This is a genomic window from Duganella hordei (assembly GCF_040369125.1).
In the GTDB taxonomy this organism is placed as follows: domain Bacteria; phylum Pseudomonadota; class Gammaproteobacteria; order Burkholderiales; family Burkholderiaceae_D; genus Rugamonas; species Rugamonas hordei.
In genome coordinates this window covers 14,205-40,874 of sequence record NZ_BPWI01000010.1, presented here as the reverse complement: position 1 = coordinate 40,874, position 26,670 = coordinate 14,205, and the positions used below count along the sequence as shown (strand labels likewise).

The following is a 26,670-nucleotide window of genomic DNA, read 5'->3' as shown; positions in this document are numbered from 1 at the left end:
TATACGCTACCTGACATTGGCGAATATAACTTCGGAGCAAGAGAATGACATGCAAGAAAACCGCACTCCATCTGGCGATCCTGTCGGCTTTCACCTGCAACCAGAATAGCTGGGCCGCGGAACCGGGGATGCCGCCAGGCGCAATTGTCAAGATCACGGGACACTACGACAACGCGGTGGGAACCTCGGATGCGGCCAGCCAGGGAACCATCACCGCCGACCTGATCGCCAACCGCCCCGCCCTCCGCACAGGCGAACTGCTCGAATTCGTGCCCGGCATGATCGTCACGCAGCACAGCGGCGACGGCAAGGCCAACCAGTACTTCCTGCGCGGCTTCAACCTCGACCACGGTACCGACTTTGCCGCCGTCGTCGACGGCATGCCGGTCAACATGCGCTCGCACGCACATGGCCAAGGCTATTCGGATTTGAATTTCCTTATCCCGGAACTGGTGCAGCGCATCGACTACAAGAAAGGCACCTACTTCGCCAACGAAGGCGACTTCGCCTCGGCCGGCGCAGCGCACATCCGGCTGGCGGACAGCCTGCCGCAGGGACTGGCCAGCGTGTCGCTGGGCAGCTTCGGCTACCAGCGCGGCGTGCTGGCGGATTCCTTCAGGGCGGCCGGCGGCACCCTGCTGTATGGACTGGAGATCAACCGCAACGACGGTCCATGGGACACACCGGAGCGCGTGCGCAAGTACAGCGGCACGCTGCGCTACAGCCGGGGCAACGCCGACGACGGCTTCAGCCTCACCGGCATGGCCTACCACAACAGCTGGAATTCCACCGACCAGATTCCGCTGCGCGCGGTGGAATCCGGCCAGATCGGCCGCTTCGGCAGCATCGACCCAAGCGACGGCGGCGACAGCGCCCGCTACAGCCTGTCCTACGCGATGCGCAAGCGCGGCGGCAACGGCCTGTTCGAGTTCGACGCCTATCTGTTGCACTCCAGCCTGGATCTGTTCAGCAACTTCACCTACTATCTCGCCGATCCGGATCACGGCGACCAGTTCAACCAGAGCGAGCGCCGCAACATGGCCGGCGCCAACGTGGCGCAGTCCTGGGTGAATACGGTCGGTGGCTTCGAGATGCGCAACAAGATAGGTCTGCAGACACGTTACGACCGCCTTTCGCCGGTCGGCATCTACGACACCGTGGCGCGCGTGCGCACCGGCACCATCCGCGAAGACCGCGTGCGCGAAACCAGCGCCGGCCTGTATGCCGAAAACGTGACGCAGTGGGCGCCATGGTTGCGCAGCATCGCCGGCGTGCGCTACGACGCCTATCGCTTCAACGTCGCCAGCAGCATAGAAGGCGACAGCGGCAAGGCCGGCGACCATATCGCCTCGCCCAAGCTGTCGCTGATTTTCGGACCGTGGGACAAGACCGAGTATTTCGTCAACTACGGCAAGGGATTCCACAGCAACGATGCGCGCGGCACGACGCAAACCCGCCTGCCCGACGGCGGCGCGTCGACGCCGGTGACGCCGCTGGTGCCGACCAGGGGCGGCGAGATCGGCGTCCGCACCGAGATCATCCCCGGCCTGCAAAGCTCCGCGGCGCTGTGGCGGCTCGACATCGACTCCGAACTGCTGTTCGTCGGCGACGCCGGCGAGACGGAGCCGAGCCGCGCCAGCCGCCGCACCGGCATCGAATGGAACAACCACTACATCGCCGCGCCATGGCTGCTGTTCGACCTGGACCTGGCGGCGTCGCGCGCCCGCTACACCCAGGACGACCCGGTCGGCAACCGCATCCCCGGTTCGCTGAACCGCGTGCTGTCGTTCGGCGTGACGGTGAATGACCTGGGCCGCTGGTATGGCGGATTCGACCTGCGCCATTTCGGACCGCGTCCGCTGACCGAGGACAACAGCGTGCGCTCGGCGTCGACCACCCTCGCCTACGCACGCCTCGGCTACAAGTTCAGCAAGAACACCAGGATGACGCTGGACGTGTTCAACCTGTTCGACAAGCAGGCCAGCGACATCGATTACTACTACCAGTCCCGCCTGCAGGGTGAACCGGAAGACGGCGCCAGCGACGTGCACTTCCATCCGGTGGAACGCCGTTCGCTGCGCCTGACGCTGTCGCACGCGTTCTGATCCGGCCGAGAGCCTATAATAGCGCCCAAATCATTTTGCGCACAGTTTAGGACTCTCCCATGGAAATTAAGGTCAACTTTCTCGACAAGCTACGTCTCGAAGCCAAGTTCGATGATTTTACGGTGATCGCCGACCAGCCGATCCGCTATAAAGGCGATGGCTCGGCGCCCGGTCCGTTCGATTATTTTCTGGCATCATCGGCCTTGTGCGCAGCTTACTTCGTGAAGTTGTATTGTGTAACTCGCAATATTCCTACCGAAAATATCCGCCTGTCGCAGAATAATATTGTTGATCCGGAAAACCGCTACCAGCAGATTTTCAAGATCCAGGTCGAGCTGCCGGAGGATATCTCCGCCAAGGACCGCCTGGGCATCTTGCGCTCCATCGACCGCTGCACGGTGAAAAAAGTGGTGCAGGCCGGCCCCGAGTTCGTGATTGAAGAGGTAGCGAACCTGGATGCCGACGCCCAGGCGTTGCTGACGCTGAATCCGGATTCCGATGCAAGCACCTATATTCCGGGCAAGGATCTGCCGCTGGAACAAACCATCGCCAATATGTCGGGCGTTCTGGCGCACCTGGGCATCAAGATCGAAATCGCATCGTGGCGCAATATCGTTCCCAATGTGTGGTCGCTGCACATCCGCGACGCGCACTCGCCGATGTGCTTCACCAACGGCAAGGGAGCGACCAAGGAAAGTGCGTTGGCGTCGGCGCTGGGCGAGTATATCGAGCGACTGAACAACAACCACTTCTACGCGGGTGCGTTTTGGGGCGAGGACATCGCCAACGCCGATTTCGTCCATTACCCGAACGAGCGCTGGTTCAAGCCCGGCCGCAAAGACGCGCTGCCGGCTGAAATCCTCGATGAATACTGCCGGAAGATTTACGACCCCGATGGCGAGCTGCGTGGTTCGCACCTGATCGACACCAACTCCGGCAATGTGAAGCGCGGTATCTGTTCGCTGCCGTATGTGCGGCAGTCGGACGGCGAGGTCGTCTACTTCCCGTCCAACCTGATCGAGAACCTCTACGTCAGCAACGGCATGAGCGCCGGTAACACGCTGGCCGAAGCGCAGGTGCAATGCCTGTCGGAGATTTTCGAGCGCGCGGTCAAGCGCGAAATCCTGGAAGGCGAAATCGCACTGCCCGATGTGCCGCAGGAAGTGCTGGCGAAATACCCCGGCATTCTGGCCGGCATCCAGGGCCTGGAAGAGCAAGGCTTTCCGGTGTTGGTGAAGGACGCGTCGCTGGGCGGCGTGTACCCGTTGATGTGCGTGACCTTGATGAACCCGCGTACCGGCGGTGTGTTTGCCTCGTTCGGCGCGCACCCGAGCCTGGAGGTGGCGCTGGAACGCAGCCTGACGGAATTACTGCAGGGCCGCAGTTTTGAAGGCCTGAACGATTTACCTCGGCCCACCTTTGCCAGTAACGCCGTGACCGAGCCGAATAACTTTGTCGAACACTTCATCGATTCCAGCGGCATCGTGTCATGGCGCTTCTTCAGTGCCAAGGCGGATTACGATTTTGTCGAGTGGGATTTTTCCGGCCAGGGTGAAAACTCCAACGCCGAGGAAGCCGCGACCTTGTTCGGCATTCTCAAAGATATGGGCAAGGAAGCGTACATGGCGGTGTATGACGATCTGGGCGCCACCGCCTGCCGCATCCTGGTGCCGGGTTACTCGGAAGTCTATCCGGTGGACGATCTGGTCTGGGATAACACCAACAAGGCGCTGCTGTTCCGCGCCGATATCCTGAACCTGCACCGCCTGGACGATGCCAGCCTGGAGGCGCTGCTTGATCGTCTGGAGAACAACGAGCTGGATGATTACGGCGACATCGCCACATTGATCGGCGTCGAATTTGACGAGAATACGGACTGGGGCCAGCTGACGGTGCTGGAGTTGAAGCTGCTGATACATCTCGCCTTGCAGCAGTTTGAAGAGGCGCAGGAACTGGTCGAGGCCTTCCTCCAGTACAACGACAACACGGCCGAGCGCAGATTGTTTTATCAGGCCTTGAATGTGGTACTGGAGGTCGAGCTGGACGACGAGCTGGAACTGGACGATTACGAAGTCAATTTCCGCCGGATGTATGGCAACCCGCGGATGGACGCGGTAATGGGCTCGGTGGACGGCAGCGTGCGCTTCTTCGGCTTGACGCCAACCAGCATCAAGCTGGAGGGGCTCGACCGGCACGAGCGCCTGATCGACAGCTACAAAAAACTGCACGCTGCGCGGGCCAAGGCAGCGGCCACCTCCAGCTAGGATCGGATCACTTCACAAACGTCAGCGTATGCTGCGCCGGTCCGGGCAGCAGCGGCGTCTCGCGCCCGCTGACCCAGTCGCCGCGGCCATCCAGGAAATATGGCGACAATGGATGGCCGCTCTGCCCTCCGGGCATATTGAATATCCCCTGCTCCTCGTGGCCCGGCGACACCGTCAGCCGTTCCGACTGGCCGAACGACGGCCCGGAGACGCGCGGCATGTGCTGGTCGCCCGGCAGCATGTCCGGCGCCACCTTCAGGTACTTGCCCAGCACCGGCACCACCGCCGCGAACGGATGCGCGCTGGCTGCCGTGTTGCGCTGCCCCCAGGTGGCGGCCGACAGCGGCTGGCCGTCCTTGGTCAGGCTGTCGACCGCACGGTCCAGCGCGGCCAGCTGCAAGGCTTGCCAGCTGGCGTACTGCGGCGGCAGCCAGCCGGCGGGCTGCCGGTCCAGCAGGCGCGCCAGCACCACCGGCCAGCGCGACGTCACCGACGCCATGTTTGCCTTCGCATCGATCTTGGTCATTTCCTCGTTGGCGCTTTCGAACAGGATGTCGTGCAGCGCGTACATGTAGGCGCGCGTGATGCGATAGCCGACCGAGTCCACGCTGGCCCTGCCGGTCCAGCTGTCCTTCAGCAGCTTCAGTGCTTCGATGCGTTTCGGATGCCCGTCCACGGCCTTGGCGTCCAGCGCCGCAATGGCGCGCTCGTGCCACGCCGTCAGAAACACGGCGCGGTCGTCCAGCGTGATCGCGTAGGCTTTTTTCACGTCGGTTTTGGCGCCCAGCGCGGTCAGGTCGTCGCGCACCTGGTGCGTGCGCGCGCCGAGGTCGAAGCCGCCGTCGCCCAGCAGCTCCGCGCCGGCGTTCGCCAGCTGGCGGCTGTTGGCCGTGGCCAGCTGGCCGCCGGCGGGATTGACGATTTTCGGATATTCCTCCGGCGTCAGCCAGCCGGTCCACACGCCGGCCTGGTCGTCCGCGCTCAGCGGATAGGTGGCCGCCACGCCGGCCGGCGCGCGGCGCGGCAGCGGGCCGGCGATGGTCCAGCCGATATTGCCCTTGTCGTCGCCGGCCACGAAATTCTGCGCCGGGATGCCCATCGTCGGCGCGATCGCCAGCGCCTGGCCCAGCGTATCGGCAAACTCCAGCTTGCGCGCATTGAGGTTGACGGCGGCGGCCGTGTGAGCTACCCAGTGGATCGCGTAGCTGCGGCCCATCGCCTCGCGGATCGGACCGAGCGAGGTTTCGCGCACCGCCAGCGTTTGCGCCGGCGCGCCTTTGATGAGTATCGTTTCATTGTGCACCGCCGGCGTTTCCCAGCCGGCTTGCGTGCGCACCTGGCCCGGCTTGGCGGGATCGGTATCGAGCGCGATCAGGTCCAGGTAGTCGCCGTAGCTGTTGGTGAAGCCCCAGGCCACGTGGCCATTGCTGCCGACCACCACCGCCGGCGTGCCGGGCAGCGTGACACCGACGATGCGGCGCTGACCGCCCTTCCCGTCCGGGAACTGCAGCGCGGCGCGGTACCAGATCGCCGGCAGCTGGATGCCGAGGTGCATATCGTCCGAGACGATGGCCGCGCCGCTGTCGCTGCGGCTGCCCGCCACCGCCCAGTTGTTGCTGCCCACCGTGTTGAGGAATTCGACCGCCGCCACTTTCGGATCGGTCAGCGTCTGCGCGCCGGAGGCTTTCGGCTTGCCCCACCACGCGGGCGCCGCCGCAGGTATCGCGACGTCGCCGGCGATGACGGACTGCGCGTCGAGCGGCGCATCCCACTGCGTGGACTCGGGCGCCAGGAAGGCGCGCTGCTCTTCGGTGGCGTGGTCCTTGAACCAGCCGCGCGCCAGTTCACGCGGTTCCTGGCCGCCTTGCAGGTCGAAGTACATGGCCCAGATGACCAGCAGCGAATCGGCGGCGGACCAGGCGCGCGGCGGCAAGCCTATCAGCGCATACTCGAACGGCCTGGCGCTCAAGGCGCCCAGGCCGGCATTGACGCCCGCCGTGTAACGCTCCAGCAGCGCAAGGTCGGCGGCCGGCATGGCCTTCAGCGCCAGTTCGGCGCGGGCGCGGAAGCGGTGCAGCCGGTGGGATTTATCGAGCGGCAGCGCGCGCTCGCCGAACAGTTCGGACAATTCGCCCGCAGCTACGCGGCGCAGCAGATCCATCTGGAAGTAGCGCTCCTGCGCGTGCACGAAGCCGGTGGCGTAGACCACATCGAGCCGGCTGCCGCCGCTGATCAATGGAACACCGTGCTCGTCGCGCGCCACGCTGACCGTGGTTTCCAGGCCGGCGGCTTGCCGCGTCCCGTCGAGCTGCGCCAGGCTGCCGCGCAAATACAGCCAGGCCGCCGCAACAGCCAGCACCAGCAATCCCACCGCGGCCAACAAGACACGCCCGGACCATACCGCCAGCCTGTTCTTTTGCATAGCATCCCCGTTATTCGTAGAAGTATCGGGATAGTGCCAGAGAACCGGCTTTGCAGTCCACTGTCTAGAGTTCAAGCTCCCAGGTCTCGTTGACCATGTCCTGGCCGAAGGCGTGCACCGGCTCCTCGCCCACCAGCACGTAGCCTTTGCTGCGGTAGATCTGGCGCGCCTCCTTTTGCTGGTCGGTGGTCCACAGCCGCATCCTGCGGTAGCCGGCGGCGCGCGCGAAGCGGTGACACTCGTCCACCAGCCGCGATCCCAGGCCGTAGCCGCGCGCCTGCTCGTCCACCAGCAACAGCCGCAGCTTGGCCACGCCTTCCTCGCCGCTGCGCGCCAGCGCGATCGAACCGACCGGCTGTCCGCCCATCTCGGCGATCCAGCAATGCTCCAGCGCCGGATCGAAGTTGCGTTCGAAGTCCTCGCAAATCTGGCCGACCAGCGCGCCGAAGCTGGCATCCCAGCCCTGCTCCGCCGTGTACATCTCGCCGTGGCGGCGCGTGATCCACGCCATGTCGCCAGGCCGGTGGGCACGCAGCACGAAGGGCTGGGCGTACTTCATGCCGCCGCCTGAATCGAGCACCTGCTGGATGGTGCGCATCGCGTCGAGCATGCGCAACTGGTCGGATTCGTCGAAGCGGCCCAGCAGGTCGCCCACCTCCTCGCGCGAACGGCGGTCGAACGGCTCGAACACGGCATGGCCATGCCCGGTCATATGCAGCAGCTTGGTACGGCCGTCGGTGGCCGACGGCACCTTGGCCACCATGCCGGCGGCCTCGAACTTGGCCAGGATGCGGCTCAGGTAACCGCGATCGAGTCCCAGGTCGCGGCCCAGCGTGGCGGCGGGCTGGTCGCCGTGATGCGCCAGTTCATACAGCACGCGCATCTCGGTCAGCGTGTATTCGCTGTGCAGCAGGCCTTCGCGCAGCACGCCGATCTGGCGCGTGAAAAAACGGTTGAAGGAACGGACCGCGGCAACGCGGTCGTCAAAAGCAGGGACAGCCATTGCAGACTCCGACTAGGAAAGTCCAGTCATTTTGCAATATATGGTTGACTGAGTCAACAACATGATGCCTGCGAGGTTAGGCAACGCACAGAATCCGGCTTGGCGCAGGCATAGCATGGTCTTCTCCCTGAAAGGAACCGCCATGGACTCGCCACCCGACATGCAGGACTGTATAGACGCCTGCGCCAACTGCCACCAGGCCTGCCTGCAGACCGCACTCACCCATTGCCTGCAGGTGGGCGGGCGCCATGTCGAGCCGGCGCACTTCCGGTTGATGATGGATTGCGCCAGCATCTGCGAGTCCTGCGCCAACCTTCAGTTGAGCGGATCGCCGTATGCGCCGCGCCTGTGCGCGCTGTGCGCGGACATCTGCCATGCCTGCGCACTGAGCTGCCTGGAACTGGACGGCATGGAGGAATGCGCCCGCGCCTGCGAAGCCTGCGAGCACACCTGCCACAAGATGATGGCTTAGTAGAGTTCCTTGGCCACTTCGCGCACAGCCTTCAGCAGCAGTTCGGCGCCAGGCGACATGATGTGTCCGTCCACCGTGACGATGCCGTAGGCATCCATGCGGCACGGCAGTTCGATCGGCAGGATGTTGAGCACATTCTGCGACTCATAATATTTCGCCACCGCGATCGGCATGACGTTGAGCGCGTCCGTCTGCTGCAGCAGCGGTTTAATCAGCAGCACGGCGGTGGTGTCGACCACGTTGACCGGCACCTCGAGGCCGGCGCGGCGGAACATCAGTTCGCAGCGCGCGCGCAGGATGCTGCCTTGCGGCGGCAGTATCCACGGCTGGTTGGCGATGTCGCGCAGCGTCAGGTTGCGCGCCTTCAGCAGCGGATGGCCGGGCCGCACCACGGCGCACGCCGGCTCGTCGCCCAGTTCTTCGTAGCTCAGGCCCTCGGCGCTCTGCCGTTCGGGAATGCGGCCGATCATGAAATCCAGCCGCCCCCGCTGCAACTGCTCCAGCAGGATGTTGGACTGCTCCATCTCGACGCCGATGCGCAGCTTGGGAGCCTGCTGCTTGGTCTTGGTGATCGCCTGCGGCAGCAGCGCGATCCCCGGCGTCATGATGGTGCCGATGTCCACCTGTCCGCTCAAGCCGGCCTTGATGGCGACGATGTCCTCGTGCGCCAGCGAGAGGCTGGTCAATGCCATGCGCGCGTGGCGTATCATCGTCTCGCCGTAGATGGTCGGCTCCATGCCGCGCGGCAGGCGCTCGAACAGCTGCACGCCCAGCATCTCCTCCAGGTCCTTGAGCTGCTTGGACGCGGCGGGCTGGGTCATGTGCAGCTCTTCGGCGGCGCGGTGGATATTGCGTTGTTCGTCGAGCGCGATCAGCAGCAGCAGCTGGCGCGTTTTGAGGCGCGCGCGCAAGAACCAGTTCGGGTTAGTTTCCATGGAAAAATGATATCACAATCAGTATTGAGAAGAACAGGATACCGACTGTTTAGTTATCACTTGCATGCCGGGCTGGGGTTGGCGGCCGGGCCTTCCGCGGTCTGCTTGACGAACGGGATGGTGCCGTCGGCGTTGTACGCAAACTCTTCCACCGCCACCGAACGGCGGTACTCGCCGCCGCCGGGCAGCTTGGCGTTGTGATAGAAGATGTAGGATTTGCCGTTGAAGTCGATGATGGCCTGATGGATGGTCTTGACCTTGGCGTTCTTCGACATGATCGTGCCGCGATACTGCCACGGGCCGGTGGCGCTCGGCCCCGTCATGTACGCCGTCTCCTCGGGGAAGTTGCGCGAATAGGATAAATAGTATGTGCCGTTATGCTTGTGCAGGTAGGACGCCTCGGTGAACATGTCCATGCCGACGGTCTGGATCGGGCCATCCAACTCGGTCATGTTCGGCTTCAGCTTTGCGTACTTCAGCACTGTGTTGCCCCAATAGAGATAAGCCTGGCCGTCGTCGTCCTGGAAGATGGCCGGGTCAATATCGTCCCAGGTGATCGCCGTTTGCCGCGTCATGTCGTTGGTGACCAGCGCCGAGCCGCGCGCATCGACGAAGGGACCGGTGGGGCTGTCGGAGACGGCGACGCCGATGGCGAAGCCCGGTATCGTCGCGTGATCGACCGTCGAATAGAAATAGTATTTGCCATCGCGCTTGGTGACGTCGGCCGCCCAGGCCTGGCCCTTGGCCCACTTGAAGGTCAAGGCCTGCAGCGGCGAGCCGCGGTCGGTCCAATTCTTCATGTCGCAGCTGCTGTAGACACGCCATTCCTTCATCAAGTAGTCGCGGCCTTTCGGCGTGGCCTCGTCATGGCCGACGTACAGGTAGACGGTGCCGTTGTCCACGTAGGCCGACGGATCGGCGGTGAACAGCTTGGGGAACAGCGGATTGGCCGCCTGCGCACCGGCCGCCGCCAGCAATACAGCAGCAACGCCGGCAGCAATTGCGGCGTGTTTGATCATATTCTTCATGGCTATCTCCGGTATTATTTTTTTGATGCGGCGCCCATCGCCATCAGACGCTGCACGACGCAGAATACGAACAGCAGGCCTCCGATGACGATCTTGGTCCACCACGAGCTGAGCGTGCCGTCGAAGGCGATCAGCGTCTGGATGGTGCCCAGCACCAGCACGCCGGACAGCGAACCGGCCACGTAGCCGTATCCGCCGCTCAGCAGCGTGCCACCGATGACCACGGCGGCGATGGCATCGAGCTCCGTGCCCTGCGCATGCAGGCCGTAGCCAGAGAGCATGTAGAACGAGAACAGCACGCCCGCCAGCGCGGCGCAGAAACCGCTGAAGGCATAGATCAGCACCTTGGTGCGCCCTACCCGCAAGCCCATCATCAGCGCCGACTGCTCGTTGCCGCCGACCGCGTAGATGGCGCGGCCGAACGGCGTGCAGTGGGCGACGTAGATGGCGGCGGCCAGCGTCAGCAGCGCGATCAATGCACCGGGCGAGATGAAGCCGCCAAGTATCGGCAACTGGGTTTGCGACATCGCCACGTACAGCGGATCATCGATGGTGATCGAGTTAATGCTGATCAGATAGCACAGGCCGCGCGCCAGGAACATGCCGGCCAGCGTGACGATGAAAGGCTGCAGCTTGAAGTAGTGGATCATCGCGCCCATCGCCGCGCCGAAGCCGGCACCCAGCAACAGCACGATGGCGATCACCAGCAGCGGCGGCAGGTGCCAGCTTTGCAACAGCGTTGCGGATACCATCGTCGTCAGCGCCAGCACCGAACCGACCGACAGATCGATGCCGCCGGAAAGGATGACGAAGCTCATGCCGACGGCGATCACCAGCAGGAAGGCGTTATCGATCAGGAGATTGAACAGCACCTGCAACGACAGGAAGCCGGGATAGGCGAAGCCGCCGGCGGCCAGCAGCACGATCAGCAACCCGACCGTGACCAGCGAAGTGAAATATGGCGACGCCATCCAGGCGCGCCCGTTTTTAATCATCGTGCTCATGCTGCCTTGCCTTTTACATTCGTACGAATAGCCCGCCACGTGTTCTTGAATTCGGCCGACTGCGACAGACAGACCAGGAATACCACCACCGACTTGACCACCATGTTGATCTCCGGCGGCAAGCCGAGCGAATAGATCGTGTAAGTCAGCGTCTGGATGATCAGCGCACCGATCACGCTGCCGGCCAGGCTGAATTTACCGCCCGCGAGGGAGGTGCCGCCCAGCGTGACCGCCAGGATCGCATCCAGCTCCAGTAACAGGCCGGCGTTGTTGGCGTCCGCGCTCTTGATGTTCGCGCTGATCATCAGGCCCGCCAATCCGGCGCAGGCGCTGCAGAATACGTAGACGAAGAAGATCAGCACCGCCGTCTTCAAGCCGGCCAGCCGGGCGGCCACCGGATTGATGCCGACAGCCTGGATGAACAGGCCGAGCGCGGTCTTGCGCATCAACAGCGCAGTGACCAGGAACACGGCGGCCACGATGAACAGCGAGAACGGCAGGCCAAACAGGTAGCCACTGCCCAGGAAGAAGAACGGCTTGTAGTAGACGGTGACGATCTGGCCGTCCGTCAGCAGTTGCGCCAGGCCGCGCCCCGCCACCATCAGGATCAGCGTCGCGACGATGGGTTGCAGGCCCAGTCCCGCCACCAGCAGGCCGTTCCAGGCGCCGCACAGCAGCGCAGCCCCCATGGCCGCACACAAGGCCCAGACCATCGGCGTGTTGGCGACGTATTCGGGTACGCCGTTCTGCATCACCATCGTGCCGCCGATCAGCATGGCCGCCACGGTGCCGCTGATCGCGACCACAGCGCCGACCGAGATATCGATGCCGCGCGTGGCGATCACCAGCGTCATGCCCAACGCGGCCAGTACCAGAGGCGCCGCGCGGTTGGCGATGTCGATCAGGCTGCCGTACAGGTGACCGTCCTTGATCTCGAGATGGAAGAAGCCCGGCACCAGCAGCAGGTCGATCAGCAGCAGGGCCGCCAGCGCGGCCAGGGGACGGAACAGGTTATTCATGCGCGTCTCCCGCCGCGATCACATGCAGCACCGAGGTTTCGTCCAGCGCACCGCGTGGATACTCGCCGCCGGCCTTGCGGTCGCGCATGACGACGATGCGATCGCTGCAGCGCAGTACTTCCGGCAGCTCGGATGAAATGAATAATATCGCCATACCTTTGCGGCACAAGGCCGTTACGTAGTCCATGATCTCCTGCTTGGCGCGCACGTCGATGCCGCGCGTCGGCTCGTCCAGGATCAGCATTTTCGGTTCGGTGGCCATCCAGCGCGCCAGCAGTACCTTTTGCTGGTTGCCGCCGGAGAGCGTGCCGATCGGAGTCTCGATGCTGGCGGTCTTGATGCCGAGCGCCTTGACGTAGTCCTCGGCCAGCTGCTGCTGGCGCTTCATCGGGATGGCGCGCATGATGCCGAGACGAGCCTGCAATGCGAGGATCAGGTTTTCGCGCACCGAGAGTTCCAGGACGGCGCCTTCATGCTTGCGATCTTCCGAACAGAAGCCGATGCCTGCGGCGATGGCGTCGCGCGGGGAGTTGAAGTTGTGGTCTTTGCCGTCGATGGAGATGGTGCCGCTGTCCGCGCGGTCGGCGCCGAACAGCAGGCGTGCCGCCTCTGTGCGGCCGGAGCCCAGCAGGCCTGCAAGGCCCAGCAGTTCGCCTTGACGCAGCTCGATATCCATCGGCGCCAATGCACCCTTGCGTCCCAGCCCCAGCGCGCGGAGGAAGGCCGGCAGCTTGGACGACGCGTCGGCCGGAGCCGCGGTCGCTGGTGCGGCTGCGGGTTCTGCTGCTGTATCGCCGGCCGGCGCGCCAACCATCTTGTTCACCAGCTCAAGCCGCGACAGCTCGCTGCAGGCGTACTCGCCTTCCCGCTCGCCGTTGCGCATGACCGTGATGCGGTCCGAGATCGCATAGGTCTGGTCCAGGAAGTGCGTCACAAACAGAATCGCCATGCCCTGCTCGCGCAAGCCGCGCAGGACGCTGAACAACAGCTCCACTTCCTTCTCATCGAGGCTGGAAGTCGGCTCGTCCAATATCAGCACCTTGGCCGACACCAGCAATGCCCGCGAAATCGCCACCATCTGCTGAATCGCCAGCGGATAGCGCGCCAGCGGCTGCGTCACGTCGATCCGTATCTGCATCCGCTCCAGCAGCGATGTGGCCTGCTGCTGCATGCCGCGCCAGTCGATGCGGCCCAGTTTGCGCGGATAGCGGCCGATAAAAATATTCTCTGCCACCGACAGATTCGGGCAAAGATTCACTTCCTGATAAACGGTGCTGATGCCCAGGTTTTGCGCCTCCAGCGTGGAAGCAGGCTGTATCGGCGTCCCTTCCAGCAGGATCTGTCCCGCGTCGGGCGTGTACACACCGGTCAGCACCTTGATCAAGGTCGACTTGCCGGCGCCGTTCTGTCCCATCAGCGTATGCACCTCACCCGGATACAGGTTCAGCGCCACGCCGCTCAAAGCCTTCACGCCGGGGAAAGACTTGCTGATCCCCCGCAGTTCAAGGACCGGCGAAGATAAAGTACTCATCGGATCAGTATTTACGATTCGGGAATTCCTTGGCCGCGACTTCAGCCGGGAACACGCTCTCTTGGGTGGTAATGCGCTTTGGTACAGGCTTGTTGGCCACCACATCGCGCGCGATCTGCATCAGTTGGGGGCCGAGCAGCGGGCTGCATTCCACCGTCACGTTCAGCTTCCCGGCGATCATCGCCTCGAACGCGCCCTTGACGCCGTCGATCGAAATCACCACGATGTCCTTGCCAGGCTTCATGCCGGCTTCCTCGATCGCCTGGATCGCGCCGATAGCCATGTCGTCGTTGTGCGCGTACAGCACGTTGATCTTCTTGCCTTCGGCCTTGAGGAAGGCTTCCATCACTTCCTTGCCCTTGGCGCGGGTGAAGTCGCCGGTCTGCGAGCGGATCACCTTCAGCTTCGGATTGGTGGCGATGACTTCTTCAAAGCCCTTCTTGCGGTCCAGCGCCGGCGCCGAACCGACGGTGCCTTGCAGTTCGACGATATTGATGACGGCATCGGGCGTCTTCTTCGCGCGATCGAGCAGCCAGCGGCCTGCGCGCCGGCCTTCCTCGACGAAGTCCGAACCGATGAAGGTCACGTACAGCGAAGGATCGCTGACATTGACCGCGCGGTCGGTCAGGATGACGGGAATTTTGGCGGCCTTGGCTTCGCGCAACACGGTGTCCCAACCCGATTCCACCACCGGCGAAAACGCGATCACGTCCACGCGCTGGGCGATGAAGGAGCGGATCGCCTTGACCTGGTTTTCCTGCTTCTGCTGGGCATCCGCAAATTTGAGGGTGATGCCGTCCTTCTTGGCGGCGTCCTTGATCGAAACGGTGTTTGCGGTGCGCCACTCGCTTTCGGCGCCGACCTGCGAAAAGCCGATCACCAGCGGCTTGGCCGCAAAGACGGGAGTGACGGCTGTGAAAGCGGCCAGGAGTGCGGCGGCCAGTACGGTTCTGCGATTACATGTCATAGCGAAGTCTCCGAATGAATTTGTGTATTTTATGGTTCATATACTATGAGAAAGGGAAATATCTATCCAATGATATTTTCCATCATATCGATATTGATTTCGATATCAACGCAGCAATCTCAGGCCGTACAAGCCGCCCGCCATCGATCCCTGGCGGGCGACAAATTTGACCACCAGCTTGCCGCCGCCCAGCATAGCCGCTGGAATGGCGTAGTCCCGGGTGTAGATTTCCTGCGGCGCGGCGCCATCCAGCGCAACCTCGGCCAGCAGCCGGTCGTTGATAAAGATATCGAAACGGCGTCCGGCATCCAAAGTTGAATATGTCAGCCGCAATGTGCGGGCTTCGGCCTTCTTGTCGGTCAGCTCGTAGCTGAACCAGCCGCTCGCATGGCGCCAGTGGCGGCCCTTGTTGATGCCGGCGTCGGCGCCCTCGCCTTTGAAGAAGTGATCGGACTCGGGCTGCTGCTCGCCCGGCGCCACCTGATCGATCGTCTGCGCATCCAGTGCCAGGCGCTCCGCCTCGTCCTGTGCGGCCCTGGCCTGCATGGACGCAAGGTTGGCCGGCGTGGAATACGGCCAGTAGACCACGTAGCGCGAATCGTGCAGCCGGAAGAACGGGATGAAGGTCACGTTGCCGACATTCCTCCCCTGCACCAGCCCCGGCGCGGTGAACGTCAGCGGCCTGCCGGGCACCGGCTTGAAGCGGTCCATGAAGGCCTTGGTGTCGCTGACCAGCATCGGCGCCGACTCCATCGGGCATACCTGTCCTTGCGCCACATGGCCCATGCGCGAGTCGTCGGCGAAGAAGTTCAGCTTTTCGCCGGCAAACGGATCGGTCTTCGCCGCCAGCACGATGGGGCCGTGCAGCACCGCATAGTAGTTGGACTTGTCCGGCATCTGCTCCAGATGGGTTTTCATCGGCAGGCGTATCTCGACCTTGTCGCCATCGCGCCATTGACGGCGCAGACTGACGTAGCCGTCCGCGCCGGCACTAGCCACCACAGGCTTGCCGTTGACGGTGATGCGCAAAGCACCGCGCGCCACCCACTCGGGATAGCGGATCTTCATCGTGAAAGCTTTGCTCCCCTGGACCACCAACGTGCTGGTGTCTTCGTCGGGGAAGCGGTTGGCTTGCGTGATCGTCACGCCCTGTTCGCGCCAGTTCAGCGTCGATGGAATGAACAGGTTCACGTAAAGATCGTCGCCGCGATGCGCGTAGATGAACTCCCCGTATTTTGCATGGCTTTCGATGCCGGAGCCCACGCAGCACCACATGGCCTTGTCGACCTGCGAGTAGACGCGGTAGTGGTTCGGCCGCATCGGCGTGAAGTAGACGAAGCCACCGCTGTCGGGCCGCTGCGACGACAGGATGTGGTTGTACAACGCCCGCTCATAGTAGTCGCTGTAGCTGCCTTTGGCGTCGCCTAGGAACAGCAGCTCGGTGAGCTTGAGCATGTTGTAGGTGTTGCAGGTTTCCGGGCCTTCGACTTCTTCCACCATCGGCGAGAAGTCCTTGTCGTCGTGGAAGTGCTCCTTGACGCTGTTGCCGCCGATGGCGACGGTGCGGTGATCGTGCACCGTCTGCCAGAAGAATTGCGCCGCCTGCTGCCAGTCGCGGCGGCCGGTGATGTCGCCGATGCGCTTGAAGCCGATCACCTTGGGGATCTGCGTGTTGGCGTGCAGCCCGGTGAGCTGGTCCTTGCCCTCTTCCAGCGGACGCAGGATGGCCTGGTGTGAGAAGCGTATCGCCAGGTCCATGTATTTCTTCTGGCCGGTCATCTGGGCGACGTCGGCCAGCACCTCGTTCATGCCGCCGTGCTCACTGCGCAGCATGGACTGCATTTGTTCTTCGCTCAGGTAGGAGGTCAGCTCCAGCGCCCAGTCGGACATCGCGATCAGCATGGCGCGGGCATCCTGGTTGCCGGTATAGGTGTAGGCGTCGCGCAGGCCGGCGTAGACCTTGTGCAGGTTGTACCACGGGACCCATTTGCCGTTGACGGAGAAGTTGTCGGCATGGAGTTCGCCCTTGGCGATGGCTTGCCACGCAGCGCCGCCGTCCGGGATGCCGCCGATGTAGCCGTTGCCGTTCTTCTGCTGGCAGCGCTTGAGTTCCGCGACGAAGTAGTTCAGCCGCTTGAGGACTTCCTCGTCGCCGGTCGAGGCGTACATCAGCGCGAGGGCCGAGAGATAGTGGCCGCCAAGGTGGCCGTCAAGGCCGCTGGATTCCCAGTTGCCGTAGCTGGGCTGCTTCAGCGGCAGGCCGGCTTCGCGCAGGAATGGCGCCAGCAGGCGGTCCGGCTCCATCTCGAGCAGGTAATGCAGGTCCGTGCGCTGCGCTTCCAGGAAGGGACTATCGCCCAGCCGCACGTCGGCGAGCGGAAACAACTGCAACGGCGCCGCCGGCGCCGCGCCGGCGGCAAACGCGATGGCAACGGCGGCAGCGAGGCTGCGCAATATCTTCATGGCGATGGCAGCTGGTTGCTGCGATACTTGTTGAGATCCGCAGGATCGACCACCGGCCAACCGCTGGCGTCCCACTTCATCTCCATGATCTTCAGCTTCTGCAGATAGTCGTCCGCGGTCTCGTAGGCGTGCAGCACCATGTAGTCCTTGCCGTCGATGGTGTAGGCGCTGTTGTGGCCCAGCGCCTTCCAGTCCTTGTCGCCGGCGATCACCGTGGAACCGCCGCCCTTCAGCATGTCCACGCCGTCCTTGTCCAGATAAGGACCGGTGACGTTCCTGGCTCTTCCGACGACGACGTAGTAGGTGCTGTTGGATTTCTGGCAGCACAGGCCGAACGAAGCGAAGAGATAGTAGTAGCCGCCTTTCTTGAAGATGAACGGCGCCTCGATTTCGTCCGGCGCGGACACCTTGCCGCCCACGGAAGGCACGCGCAGACGGCTGGCGATTGCCTGCCATTCCTGCGGTGCGGCCAGACCGGTCCAATCCGGGTTCAACTTCGCCAGCTTCAATCCGCTCCAGAACGAGCCGAAGGCAAGCCAGGCCTCGCCTTTGTCATCTTCGACGACATTCGGATCGATGGCATTCCAATCGTCTCGCGACGGTACGGATTGCAGCAGCAGGCCCTTGTCTTCCCAGCGATAGTCGGGCGAGCGAGGGTTCAGCGTCTTGTTGACGGTGACGCCGATGCCCGAGGCATTCTTGCCGAAGCCTGAGACGGAATAGTACAAATAGTATTTCCCGTTATGGAAATGCACATCCGGCGCCCAGACATGGCCGTCGAAGCCAGGCGCCACACTCTTGGCCCACACCGGCTGGTCCTTGAAGATGCGGCCTTCGGGTGTCCAGTCCTTCATGTTTTTCGAACTGTAGAACGTGATACCCGGTCCGGTGCTGAACACGTACCAGGTATCGCCCTCCTTCGCCATGACAGGATCATGGACGCTGACTTCCTTGGCGGCGCAGGCAGGAAGCGCGGAAAGCGCCGCCAGCCCCAATGCAAATACAACAGACTTCATCTCAACTCCCTGTGCGCGCGCCCCAGATCGACACGCCGTCAACCGACTGCGCGGTCCACGTCACCACGAAGGCGCTGGCGTTGGTATTCCACTGGCGCGACAGCACGCCATTGAAAGTACCGGCAGCCCCCAGCGAAATCGTAATCTTGTTGGCGCCGTTATGCTTCCACGTGCCGGTTGCCGCACCCGACACGGTACCGTCGGCCGCCAGCTTGATGGCCTGCGAAGGCTTGATGGCCGTCGTAATATCCTTGCCGTGGTTGATCATCTTGTACGAACCGGCCGCATCGGCCGCCGTCACCTCGGCCGCCAGCGGCATCGAGTTCTTGCTGAGCGGCGCGTAGCGGAACGGCGCCACGACGATCCAGCCATCCTCGTTGATGAACATCTCGTGCACGCGGATCTGATGCAGCTCGCCGGTTCCCGGGAAGCGGGTATGAAACACCAGGAAGTACTGGCCCGTGGACGCTTCGTAATAGGCCGAATTATGGCCCGGCGATACATAGCCCAGCGGCGTGCCCGTTTCGCCGTCAGCCAGCGCGAACTGGTAGTTACCCATGATCTTCTGGCCGAACGGCGCGATGCTGGCGTCGTCGAACAAAGGCAGCGCGGGATTGGCCTTGACGTTGGCCATGTCGTTGCCCTTGGCGTCCACATACGGCCCGTCCGGGTTCAGCGAGCGGGCCACGCGCATGTTGTAGGCACCGTTTGCATCCAGTCCGCCGAAGGACGTGAACAGGTAGTAGTACTTCGACTGCGGGCTGTACATCACGTACGCGCCTTCGATGCGGCTGTGGTTCCCGCCCATCAGGTGCTTGCCGTAGCCCTGGCCGGGCTTCTGCAGGCCAGTCGCCGGATCCATCGCCAGGATGAAGATGCCGCCGGAATAGGATCCGTAGATCATCCACAGCTTGCCATCCTTGTCGAAGAAGGTGTTCGGGTCGACCACGTTTGGCATCGTCAGCGCGTCGTAGACGTTCACGCCGTCTTCGCTGACCAGGCCCCACATGCCGGATTTGAGCATGATCTGCTTGTTGACGTACGGGCCTTCCACCTTGTCCGCCACAGCCACGCCCAGCGCCGAACGGGGCGAGTCGCCTTTGCAGGCGTTGTAGTAGAAGTAGAACTTTCCGTCGCCCAGCTTGACCACATCCGGCGCCCACAGGTCGGTGACCTGCGCCCAGGTGAAGGTGTCGGCCAGCGAGGTCACCACGTTGTTGAACAACGGATTGGTGGCGTTGACGCCGTCGGCGAACTTGGTCCAGTTCATCAGGTCCGTCGACTTGGCCGCGGCCAGGTGCGAGCCGAAGACGTAGTAGGTACCGTCCACCTTGATCAGGGCGGGATCGTGGACCGAGGCGTCGGCGAACGTGATGGTGGTCGGCGTTGGCGTTGGCGTTGGCGTTGGCGTCGGTGTGGGTGTTGGCGTAGGCGTCGGCGCAGGTGTCGGCGTCGGAGTTGCGGCAACTGGATTGCCGCCGCCTCCTCCACCGCCGCAACCAGCCAGCAGCATGGCCACGCCACCGGCGATGGCCTTACGGCGCGACAGGGAAATATCGTGCACCGTCATGCCCTCACTCCACCGCCACCACGATCACAGCCTTGGCAGGAATCTTCACCGTCACCTTGCCATCAACGCCGGTGGCGGTGAATGGCGCAGGTTTCACTGCTTGCGGCGATTGGAAGGTATTGTGCGCATCCATCGCAGCGGCAGTCAGCACGCGCCCCTTCAATGCCTTGATCGTCTGGCCCGGAATATTGACCGCCACGTCGGCAGCCTGTCCCGGATTGGTGTTCACCAGCGCCAGATACAGCTTGCCATCCGCGCCGCGTGCGGCCGATGCGCTGATCTCGGGAATACCGGTACCATCCACTGTGTACTGCGGGTTGTTCGACAGCGTCAGCGGCAGCGTGGTCGCGCCCTGGAACGGCGCATACATTTCAAAGGCGTGATAGGTCGGCGTCAGCACCATCTTGTCCTTGTCGGTGATGATCATCGACTGCAGCACATTGACCATCTGCGCGATATTGGTCATGCGCACCCGGTCTGCGTGGGCATGGAAGATGTTGAAGTTAAGCGCTGCAACAACCGCATCGCGCAGGGTATTCTGCTGAAACAGGAAGCCGGCGTTGGTGCCCTTCTCCACGTCGTACCAGGTGCCCCATTCATCGACGAACAGGCCAAGTTTTTTCTCCGGATCGTTCTTGTCCATCACTGCGGCATTTTTGCGGATGTGGTCATCCATGCGCAGTGTGGCGCTCAGCGTGGACAGCCATTCTTTTTCAGGGAATCCGGTTGCCGCGCCCTTCACTTCCCACTTCCCGGTCGGGATGGTGTAGTAGTGGAAGCTGATGCCGTCGGTCTGGCGCTTGAGCTGCTTGCTCAGCACATCGGACCAGCTGGTATCGCTGTCGTTGCCGCCGCTGGCGATCAGCTTCGGACGGCTGGACGACGGCGCCTTCAGGAACGTCTCGACGTTCTTGTACAGGTCCGCGTAGTGTTCCGGCGTCATATTGCCGCCGCAGCCCCACGCCTCGTTACCGACGGCGAAATAGGCGACCTTGAACGGTTTCTCATGGCCGTTCTTGCGGCGCAGCTCGGCCAGCGTGGACTTGCTGTCGGACGTCATGTACTCGATCCACTCCGACATCTCCTGGACGCTGCCGGAACCAAGGTTGCCGTTGACGTAGGCGTCAGCGCCCAGCAGGTCGACCAGGTCGAAGAACTCGTGCGTACCGACGGCATTGGACTCCGCCACGCCGCCCCAGTTGGTGTTGACCTTGACCGGGCGCTTCTCGCGCGGGCCGACGCCGTCCTTCCAGTGATATTCGTCGGCGAAGCAGCCGCCCGGCCAGCGCACCAGCGGCACGTGCATCGCCTTCAGCGCGCCGACCACGTCGTTGCGCCAGCCCTTGGTGTTGGGGATCTTCGATTTTGGACCGACCCACATGCCTTCGTAGATGCCGGTACCCAGGTGCTCGGCGAACTGGCCGTAGACATCCTTGTTGATGACCGCACCGGGCTTGCCGGCGTCGATGGTGAGGCCGATCGTGTCGGCCGCGAAGGCGCCGCCGGAAGCCAGCAGGCACAAGGCGAATACGCCGCGTTTAATTTGATTCATGGTCTATCTCCTGTTTATAGTTTTATGACGAATCCGCCGTGCGGCTTGATCGTTACTGCTACTTTCTTGCCTGCGGCGATATCGCGCCGGCTGAAACTGCGTTCGCCATCGCCGTCGGCGATGATCGTTCCCTGTTTGGCTCCGGCAAAGGACAAGTCCAGCGTCAGCGTCTTGTCGGACTCGGTGGCGTTGATGCCGGAGATGTACCAGCTGTCGCCCGAGCGGCGCGCGATAACGGCGTATTGGCCCGGATAGCCGTCGACCAGGCGGCTGTCGTCCCAGCTGCGCGGCAGCTCCTGGAGGAAGCTCTTCACGTAGGCCGGCACGGTGGCCATGCCTTCGGGGATCTCGGCGAAGTGCTGGATGCCCGAAATGTACAGCACCGACGTGGCCAGCTCGAAGCCGTTACTGGAAGTGCGCTTGATCTTCGGGATGTCGCCGAAGACCATCGGCGTGAAGTCCATCGGATCGAACAGGTTGCGGGCGAACGGCAGCATGGCGGCGTGGGTCGGCATCTTGTCTTCGTCGGCCTGCTCGAAGGTGGTGAACTCCATGCCGCGCACGGCTTCCATCGTCATCAGGTTGGGCCAGGTGCGGGTCCAGCCGCGCGGCAGCGTGGCGCCGTGGAAGTTGACCAGCAGTCCGGCGTCGGCCGCATCGCGCAGGATGGCGACGTAGTAAGCGATCATCGACTGGGCATCGCCGTTGAAGAAGTCGATCTTGACGCCCTTGACGCCCATGTCATGCAGGCGCTTGAATTCGGCGATGCGCTGTTCGTGGGTCAGCAGCTTGCTTTTCGGCGAGTACTCGGTGGAGTTCCATGGGCCGGACGAGTTGTACCACAGCAGAATGCCGACGTTCCTGGCGGCGGCGTAGTCGACCAGCTCCTTGACCTTTTCGTAGCCGATCTTGCGATCCCAGTCGGCATCGATCAGGGTGTAGTCCCAGTGCATATCGGCGGCGTAGTCGATAAACTTTTTCTGGACGTCATAGACGGTGGCGTCGTCCTTCATCAGCGCCCAGCTCCATGAAGCATGACCAGGCTTGACCAGCGATTTATCGAAAGCGATGGCAGGCGCGGCAAGGTCGGTGCCGAGCGTGGAATCGGTCACCGTCTGCAAGGAGCCCAGTGCCAGCAGGCGCCACGGCGTGGTGAGCGTGCCGTCGACTTCGGCCATCAGGCGGCCGTCGGTGTAGACCTCTTCGGCCATCGGATTGCCGATGCTGTATTTTCCGCCGACGGATTGCGGCGCCAGGCGGGAAGCCTGGAAGCTGCCATCCATGCCGGCTTCGGAGATCGCCACCCAGTTGGCGCCGGACTTGAACAGCGCCGGAAACACCCAGCCAGCCGGCGAAGGCGATGGCGTACCGACCGGGACGTCCATCAGATAGTGTTCTTCATATGACGGGTTGGTCCTGCCCCAACCTGTTTGCGCGACAGCTATCGGCTGCATCCAGGCCTTGGCTTCGGATGGCAGCGCGAACGTGGTGCGCTCCTGGATCAGTTTTTTGTGCGGCAGCGATGAATCGGCGACCACATAGCGGAAGGCGACGCCATCGTTCGACACGCGGAAGACGATGTCCATCTTCTGCTTCTGCGCGTTTTGTACCGAATAGGTCTGCTCGTTGGCGCGGTAGGTGATGTCGCGCCGCTTGCCGACAGCCATCTGGTAATGATCGCTGACGGCATGCGCCTTGCTGGTACCGATGATCTTCAAACCGCTGGCCAGGTCGGCGCCCTGCAACTGCAGGCCGAGATCGGAAGCCAGCAATACGGGCTTGCCGTCACGCGTGATCGTGTAGGCCAGCGTGCCGACGGCGGTGGATTGCAGCTTGACGGCGATGTGGCGGTCCGGGCTGGTCAGCGCGGCGGGAGACGCGGCGGCGCCTGCCGACACCGCCGCCATGATTACTGCTGCATAGCTGGTTGTATTCATACCCATCCCCCATCGACGATAAACTCTTGAGCGGTGCACATGGCACCATCTTCAGCGGCCAGGAACAGGATCATCGAGGCCACGTGCTGCGGCATCAGCTTGGTCGGCAGGCACTGGTTGCGTTTGATGTCCTGCTCGCCCGCATCGTCCAGCCACAGGTCAATCTGGCGCTGCGTCATCACCCAACCCGGCGTGACCGTGTTGACGCGGATGCCGTGCTCTCCGAACTCCCGGGCCAGTCCGCGCGTCAGGCCGTGCACCGCCGCCTTCGACGTGGCGTACACCGGGTAGCCTGCATTCTTGACGTGCCACGAAATCGAGCCGACATTGATGATCGATCCGGCGCCTTTTTTCTTCATGCCTTCCAGGACAGTCTGGCAAGTGAAGAACATCGGACGCTGGTTGATGGCGATGCGCTCGTTCCAGTATTCCAGCGTGACTTCGGCGGTCTCGTGGCGCTGGTCGTTGGCCGCGTTGTTGACAAGGATGTCGAAGTCGCCGACCAGCGTCGCCATCTCGACCATGGTCGCCTGCAGCGCGGGGATGTTGGTGATGTCGCACTGGCGAAACAGCGGCTCGGGGTAGCCGGCTTCCTTCACGCGGCGCGTCAGCGCCAGGCTGGCGTCGCGGGCGATGTCGACAAAGGCGACTTGCGCGCCCTGCTCCGCGAAGGAAATCACCATCGCTTCGCCGATGCCGGTGCCGCCACCGGTGATGAATACGCGCTTGCCGCGCAGGCTGGCGAACTTAGCCAATTGGGTCATACAGTCTCCGTTTTTATTATGGTGAGGTCCCCGTCATCGCGGGGATTCCTCGATACTGCGCTAGTCGCGAGTCAGTTCGCCTTCGCGGCGGCGCCACGCGGCGTTGCCGCTGTCGCGCAAGACTTCCGGCAACAGCGCTTGCGACAAGTTCTGGTAGCACACCGGACGCAGGAAGCGCACGATGGCGCCCGTTCCTACGGAGGTGCTGCGGCCGTCGGACGTCGACGGGAACGGACCGCCGTGCACCATCGCGCTGCAGACTTCCACGCCGGTCGGGAAGCCGTTGGCCAGGATGCGACCGGCCTTGCGTTCCAGTACCGGCAGCAGCGCATGGGCGGCGTCGAGATCCGCATCGTCCAGCTGCAGCGTGGCGGTCAACTGGCCTTCCAGGCTCTCGGCGATATGGCGCAGTTCCGCCATATCCTTGCATGCCACGACCAGCGAGGCCGGGCCGAACACCTCTTCCGACAACGCATGCTGCGACAGGAATGCCGCGCCGCTGGTGACGAACAGCGCCGGAGCGCCCTTGCCTTCGGCCTGAGGCGCCAGCGCCAGCGTCTTCACGTCCGCATGCTCGGCCAGTTGTGTGATACCGCGCTGGAAGCTGCCTGCGATCCCCGGCGACAGCATCGCGCACGCCGCGCCGCCGGCCAGCGCTTGCGCGGCGGCGTTGGCGAAGCGATCCAGATCGGGACCGGCGACGCCGATCACCAGGCCGGGATTGGTGCACATCTGCCCCACGCCCAGCACCAGCGAGCCGGCGAAGCCCGCGCCGATTTCCTCGGCACGCGCAGCCAGCGCCGCAGGCATCAGGAACACCGGATTGATCGAGCTCATTTCCGCATAGACGGGAATCGGCACGGGACGCGCCGCAGCCACCGCCATCAGCGCGACACCGCCGCTGCGCGAACCGGTGAAGCCGACCGCCTTGATCGATGGATGACGCACCAGCTCCTGGCCGATGCCGTTGCCGCTGCCGGTCAACAGCGCGAACACGCCGGCGGGCAGGCCGCACAGCTCTACCGCCTTGACGATGGCGCGGCCCACCAGTTCGGACGTGCCGGGATGCGCGGAGTGCGCCTTCAGCACGACCGGGCAGCCGGCCGCCAGGGCCGACGCGGTGTCGCCACCGGCCACAGAAAACGCCAACGGGAAGTTACTGGCCGCGAAAACCGCCACCGGACCGACACCGATCATGCGCATACGCAGGTCGGGACGCGGCGGCGTCCGTTCCGGCAACGCCTTGTCGATACGGACATCGTTCCACGAGCCTTCGCGCAGCAGGTTGGCAAACAGTTTCAGCTGGCCGACGGTGCGGCCGCGCTCACCCTCGATGCGCGGACGCGGCAGGCCGCTTTCGGCCATCACGCGTTCAACCAGCACATCGCCCAGCGCCATGATCTGTTCGGCGATGGTTTCCAGGAAAACGGCGCGCTGCTCGTCGCTCAGCGCGCGCAAGGTATCGAATGCGGCATCGGCCGCACGGCAGGCCTGGTCGATCTGCGCGACATCGACAGCGAGGAACTCCGGGTCCATCGACTGCTGCGTAGTGGGGTTCCAGGCGCGGATGGCGCCACCGGTACCCTTGACGGCGCGGCCGCCGATCAGCGCTTCGCCGGTAATGATCATAGTGTTTTCACTTTCGCGATTTCAGTTTTGTAGACAGTCAGCGTGTTGCGCAGGGCCGGGCCGAATTGCGGCGCGTCGATTTCAAACGTTTCGCCTGGCTTGACGACGATGTTGTCGGCCACGCTCAATGTGGCGGTGCCGAAGAAGTGGATATGCACGTCGCCCGGACGCTTGAACAGCGGGTACTTGAAGTGGTGGTGTTCCAGGTTGCCGATGGTGTGCGACATATTCTGCTCGCCGCTGAAGAAGGCCTTTTCCCAGCGTACCTTGCCTTCAACGTCGTAGATGCGCGACGTGCCCTCGATGTGCGCCGGCGCCTCGCCGACCAGCAGCGCGGGACCGACGCCGCAGGCGCGCAGTTTCGAGTGGGCGAGATACAGGTAGTTCTGGCGCTCGGTCACGTGGTCCGAGAACTCGTTGCCGATGGCGTAGCCGACGCGGTAAGGCTGGCCGTCGTCGCCGATCACATACAGGCCGGCCACTTCCGGCTCTTCGCCGCCGTCCAGCGCGAAGTCGGGCATGCTCAGTGGCTGGCCGCTGGCGGCCACGATGGAGCCGTCGCCCTTGTAGAACCATTCCGGCTGCACGCCTGCCTGGCCTGCGGCGGGCTTGCCGCCTTCGACGCCAAGACGGAACATTTTCATCGAATCGCTGAGCGACTCGACGTCGCCGCCGATTTTCTTGTGCATGGAGTCGCGGGTATCGGCGCTGCCCAGGTGGGTCAGGCCGGTGCCGGTGACGAAGCAGTGCGCGTCGTCGCTGTGATCCAGCGGCGGCAGCAGGCGGCCGGCGGCGGCGACGGCGTCGAACGCCAATACGCCGTTGCCGACGGACTTGGCGGCCAGGTCGGCCAGGCCGACGGACTGGCGTATCGCCGCCTGCGCCAGGGCGTAGGTCGTATCGTAGCCTTCGATGACGCGGATGGTGTTCTGTTCCAGCACACCGACCTGGCGTGCGCCTTGTTCGTTCTTGAATTGTACGAGCAGCAT

The 26,670-nt window shown here is 63.3% G+C and carries 19 protein-coding genes; 3 read left to right on the top strand and 16 right to left on the bottom strand.

Features of this window, described 5'->3' with window-relative positions:
- The first annotated feature begins 44 nt into the window (after positions 1-44).
- Both ABWW33_RS21630 and ABWW33_RS21625 read left to right on the top strand, forming a co-directional pair.
- Entirely contained in the window at positions 45-2,105 is a 2,061-nt protein-coding gene (locus ABWW33_RS21630) for a TonB-dependent receptor (RefSeq protein ID WP_353403708.1), read from the top strand.
- A 59-nt stretch (positions 2,106-2,164) separates the two neighbouring features.
- Positions 2,165-4,369: an OsmC domain/YcaO domain-containing protein gene (locus ABWW33_RS21625; RefSeq protein ID WP_353403707.1), complete on the top strand. Its 2,205-nt coding sequence runs from the start codon at positions 2,165-2,167 to the stop codon at positions 4,367-4,369.
- A 7-nt stretch (positions 4,370-4,376) separates the two neighbouring features.
- Here ABWW33_RS21625 and ABWW33_RS21620 read toward each other — a convergent pair whose 3' ends face one another.
- Positions 4,377-6,791 (bottom strand): penicillin acylase family protein, encoded by a 2,415-nt coding sequence (locus tag ABWW33_RS21620; RefSeq protein ID WP_353403706.1) that lies wholly within the window; start codon positions 6,789-6,791, stop codon positions 4,377-4,379.
- A gap of 64 nt (positions 6,792-6,855) precedes the next feature.
- On the bottom strand, positions 6,856-7,794 hold the full coding sequence (locus tag ABWW33_RS21615; RefSeq protein WP_353403705.1) for a bifunctional helix-turn-helix transcriptional regulator/GNAT family N-acetyltransferase: 939 nt from the start codon (positions 7,792-7,794) through the stop codon (positions 6,856-6,858).
- Between the two features lie 142 nt (positions 7,795-7,936).
- Here ABWW33_RS21615 and ABWW33_RS21610 point away from each other — a divergent pair, with 142 nt between their 5' ends.
- A complete protein-coding gene (locus tag ABWW33_RS21610) occupies positions 7,937-8,266 on the top strand; it encodes a four-helix bundle copper-binding protein (protein WP_353403704.1) in 330 nt (109 codons plus the stop codon).
- Here ABWW33_RS21610 and ABWW33_RS21605 read toward each other — a convergent pair.
- The 14 genes from ABWW33_RS21605 to araD1 all read right to left on the bottom strand — a co-directional run bounded on the left by ABWW33_RS21605 (position 8,263) and on the right by araD1 (position 26,670).
- Positions 8,263-9,201 carry a LysR family transcriptional regulator gene (locus ABWW33_RS21605; protein WP_176651437.1) on the bottom strand — a complete coding sequence of 313 codons (939 nt, stop codon included), beginning with the start codon at positions 9,199-9,201 and terminating at the stop codon, positions 8,263-8,265. The two genes, ABWW33_RS21610 and ABWW33_RS21605, sit on opposite strands and share 4 nt — an antisense overlap.
- A 56-nt stretch (positions 9,202-9,257) precedes the next feature.
- The gene (locus ABWW33_RS21600; protein ID WP_353403822.1) at positions 9,258-10,220 is read right to left on the bottom strand and encodes a glycoside hydrolase family 43 protein; all 963 of its coding nucleotides are present in this window, start codon (positions 10,218-10,220) and stop codon (positions 9,258-9,260) included.
- A 23-nt stretch (positions 10,221-10,243) separates the two neighbouring features.
- Positions 10,244-11,233, bottom strand: coding sequence for a galactofuranose ABC transporter, permease protein YjfF (yjfF, locus tag ABWW33_RS21595; protein WP_353403703.1), 990 nt, complete (start codon positions 11,231-11,233; stop codon positions 10,244-10,246).
- Positions 11,230-12,252 carry an ABC transporter permease gene (locus ABWW33_RS21590; RefSeq protein WP_353403702.1) on the bottom strand — a complete coding sequence of 341 codons (1,023 nt, stop codon included), beginning with the start codon at positions 12,250-12,252 and terminating at the stop codon, positions 11,230-11,232. The genes yjfF and ABWW33_RS21590 overlap by 4 nt, the downstream gene beginning before the upstream one ends.
- Complete coding sequence (locus ABWW33_RS21585; RefSeq protein WP_353403701.1) at positions 12,245-13,783, bottom strand: sugar ABC transporter ATP-binding protein; 1,539 nt, start codon at positions 13,781-13,783, stop codon at positions 12,245-12,247. Before ABWW33_RS21585 ends, ABWW33_RS21590 begins: the two co-directional genes overlap by 8 nt.
- A gap of 4 nt (positions 13,784-13,787) precedes the next feature.
- Positions 13,788-14,750 (bottom strand): ABC transporter substrate-binding protein, encoded by a 963-nt coding sequence (locus ABWW33_RS21580; RefSeq protein ID WP_353403700.1) that lies wholly within the window; start codon positions 14,748-14,750, stop codon positions 13,788-13,790.
- A 105-nt stretch (positions 14,751-14,855) separates the two neighbouring features.
- Positions 14,856-17,213: a beta-L-arabinofuranosidase domain-containing protein gene (locus ABWW33_RS21575; protein ID WP_353403699.1), complete on the bottom strand. Its 2,358-nt coding sequence runs from the start codon at positions 17,211-17,213 to the stop codon at positions 14,856-14,858.
- Positions 17,210-18,229: an arabinan endo-1,5-alpha-L-arabinosidase gene (locus ABWW33_RS21570; RefSeq protein ID WP_353403698.1), complete on the bottom strand. Its 1,020-nt coding sequence runs from the start codon at positions 18,227-18,229 to the stop codon at positions 17,210-17,212. The genes ABWW33_RS21575 and ABWW33_RS21570 overlap by 4 nt, the downstream gene beginning before the upstream one ends.
- 1 nt (position 18,230) lies before the next feature.
- Positions 18,231-19,799: a glycoside hydrolase family 43 protein gene (locus tag ABWW33_RS21565; protein ID WP_353403697.1), complete on the bottom strand. Its 1,569-nt coding sequence runs from the start codon at positions 19,797-19,799 to the stop codon at positions 18,231-18,233.
- 4 nt (positions 19,800-19,803) lie between these two features.
- On the bottom strand, positions 19,804-21,351 hold the full coding sequence (locus ABWW33_RS21560; protein ID WP_353403696.1) for an alpha-N-arabinofuranosidase: 1,548 nt from the start codon (positions 21,349-21,351) through the stop codon (positions 19,804-19,806).
- 14 nt (positions 21,352-21,365) lie between these two features.
- Positions 21,366-23,288 (bottom strand): glycoside hydrolase family 97 protein, encoded by a 1,923-nt coding sequence (locus tag ABWW33_RS21555; RefSeq protein WP_353403695.1) that lies wholly within the window; start codon positions 23,286-23,288, stop codon positions 21,366-21,368.
- A complete protein-coding gene (locus tag ABWW33_RS21550; protein WP_353403694.1) occupies positions 23,285-24,052 on the bottom strand; it encodes an SDR family NAD(P)-dependent oxidoreductase in 768 nt (255 codons plus the stop codon). Before ABWW33_RS21550 ends, ABWW33_RS21555 begins: the two co-directional genes overlap by 4 nt.
- 60 nt (positions 24,053-24,112) lie before the next feature.
- Positions 24,113-25,681: an aldehyde dehydrogenase (NADP(+)) gene (locus ABWW33_RS21545; protein WP_353403693.1), complete on the bottom strand. Its 1,569-nt coding sequence runs from the start codon at positions 25,679-25,681 to the stop codon at positions 24,113-24,115.
- Positions 25,678-26,670 carry an AraD1 family protein gene (gene araD1 / locus ABWW33_RS21540; RefSeq protein WP_353403692.1) on the bottom strand — a complete coding sequence of 331 codons (993 nt, stop codon included), beginning with the start codon at positions 26,668-26,670 and terminating at the stop codon, positions 25,678-25,680. Before araD1 ends, ABWW33_RS21545 begins: the two co-directional genes overlap by 4 nt.

Excerpts from the sequence above, each read along its gene's own strand:
- ABWW33_RS21630 (WP_353403708.1), top strand. The coding sequence starts at position 45 with ATGACATGCAAGAAAACCGCACTCCATCTGGCGATCCTGTCGGCTTTC.
- ABWW33_RS21625 (WP_353403707.1), top strand. The coding sequence starts at position 2,165 with ATGGAAATTAAGGTCAACTTTCTCGACAAGCTACGTCTCGAAGCCAAG.
- ABWW33_RS21620 (WP_353403706.1), bottom strand. The coding sequence starts at position 6,791 with ATGCAAAAGAACAGGCTGGCGGTATGGTCCGGGCGTGTCTTGTTGGCC.
- ABWW33_RS21615 (WP_353403705.1), bottom strand. The coding sequence starts at position 7,794 with ATGGCTGTCCCTGCTTTTGACGACCGCGTTGCCGCGGTCCGTTCCTTC.
- ABWW33_RS21610 (WP_353403704.1), top strand. The coding sequence starts at position 7,937 with ATGGACTCGCCACCCGACATGCAGGACTGTATAGACGCCTGCGCCAAC.
- ABWW33_RS21605 (WP_176651437.1), bottom strand. The coding sequence starts at position 9,201 with ATGGAAACTAACCCGAACTGGTTCTTGCGCGCGCGCCTCAAAACGCGC.
- ABWW33_RS21600 (WP_353403822.1), bottom strand. The coding sequence starts at position 10,220 with ATGATCAAACACGCCGCAATTGCTGCCGGCGTTGCTGCTGTATTGCTG.
- yjfF (WP_353403703.1), bottom strand. The coding sequence starts at position 11,233 with ATGAGCACGATGATTAAAAACGGGCGCGCCTGGATGGCGTCGCCATAT.
- ABWW33_RS21590 (WP_353403702.1), bottom strand. The coding sequence starts at position 12,252 with ATGAATAACCTGTTCCGTCCCCTGGCCGCGCTGGCGGCCCTGCTGCTG.
- ABWW33_RS21585 (WP_353403701.1), bottom strand. The coding sequence starts at position 13,783 with ATGAGTACTTTATCTTCGCCGGTCCTTGAACTGCGGGGGATCAGCAAG.
- ABWW33_RS21580 (WP_353403700.1), bottom strand. The coding sequence starts at position 14,750 with ATGACATGTAATCGCAGAACCGTACTGGCCGCCGCACTCCTGGCCGCT.
- ABWW33_RS21575 (WP_353403699.1), bottom strand. The coding sequence starts at position 17,213 with ATGAAGATATTGCGCAGCCTCGCTGCCGCCGTTGCCATCGCGTTTGCC.
- ABWW33_RS21570 (WP_353403698.1), bottom strand. The coding sequence starts at position 18,229 with ATGAAGTCTGTTGTATTTGCATTGGGGCTGGCGGCGCTTTCCGCGCTT.
- ABWW33_RS21565 (WP_353403697.1), bottom strand. The coding sequence starts at position 19,799 with ATGACGGTGCACGATATTTCCCTGTCGCGCCGTAAGGCCATCGCCGGT.
- ABWW33_RS21560 (WP_353403696.1), bottom strand. The coding sequence starts at position 21,351 with ATGAATCAAATTAAACGCGGCGTATTCGCCTTGTGCCTGCTGGCTTCC.
- ABWW33_RS21555 (WP_353403695.1), bottom strand. The coding sequence starts at position 23,288 with ATGAATACAACCAGCTATGCAGCAGTAATCATGGCGGCGGTGTCGGCA.
- ABWW33_RS21550 (WP_353403694.1), bottom strand. The coding sequence starts at position 24,052 with ATGACCCAATTGGCTAAGTTCGCCAGCCTGCGCGGCAAGCGCGTATTC.
- ABWW33_RS21545 (WP_353403693.1), bottom strand. The coding sequence starts at position 25,681 with ATGATCATTACCGGCGAAGCGCTGATCGGCGGCCGCGCCGTCAAGGGT.
- araD1 (WP_353403692.1), bottom strand. The coding sequence starts at position 26,670 with ATGCTGCTCGTACAATTCAAGAACGAACAAGGCGCACGCCAGGTCGGT.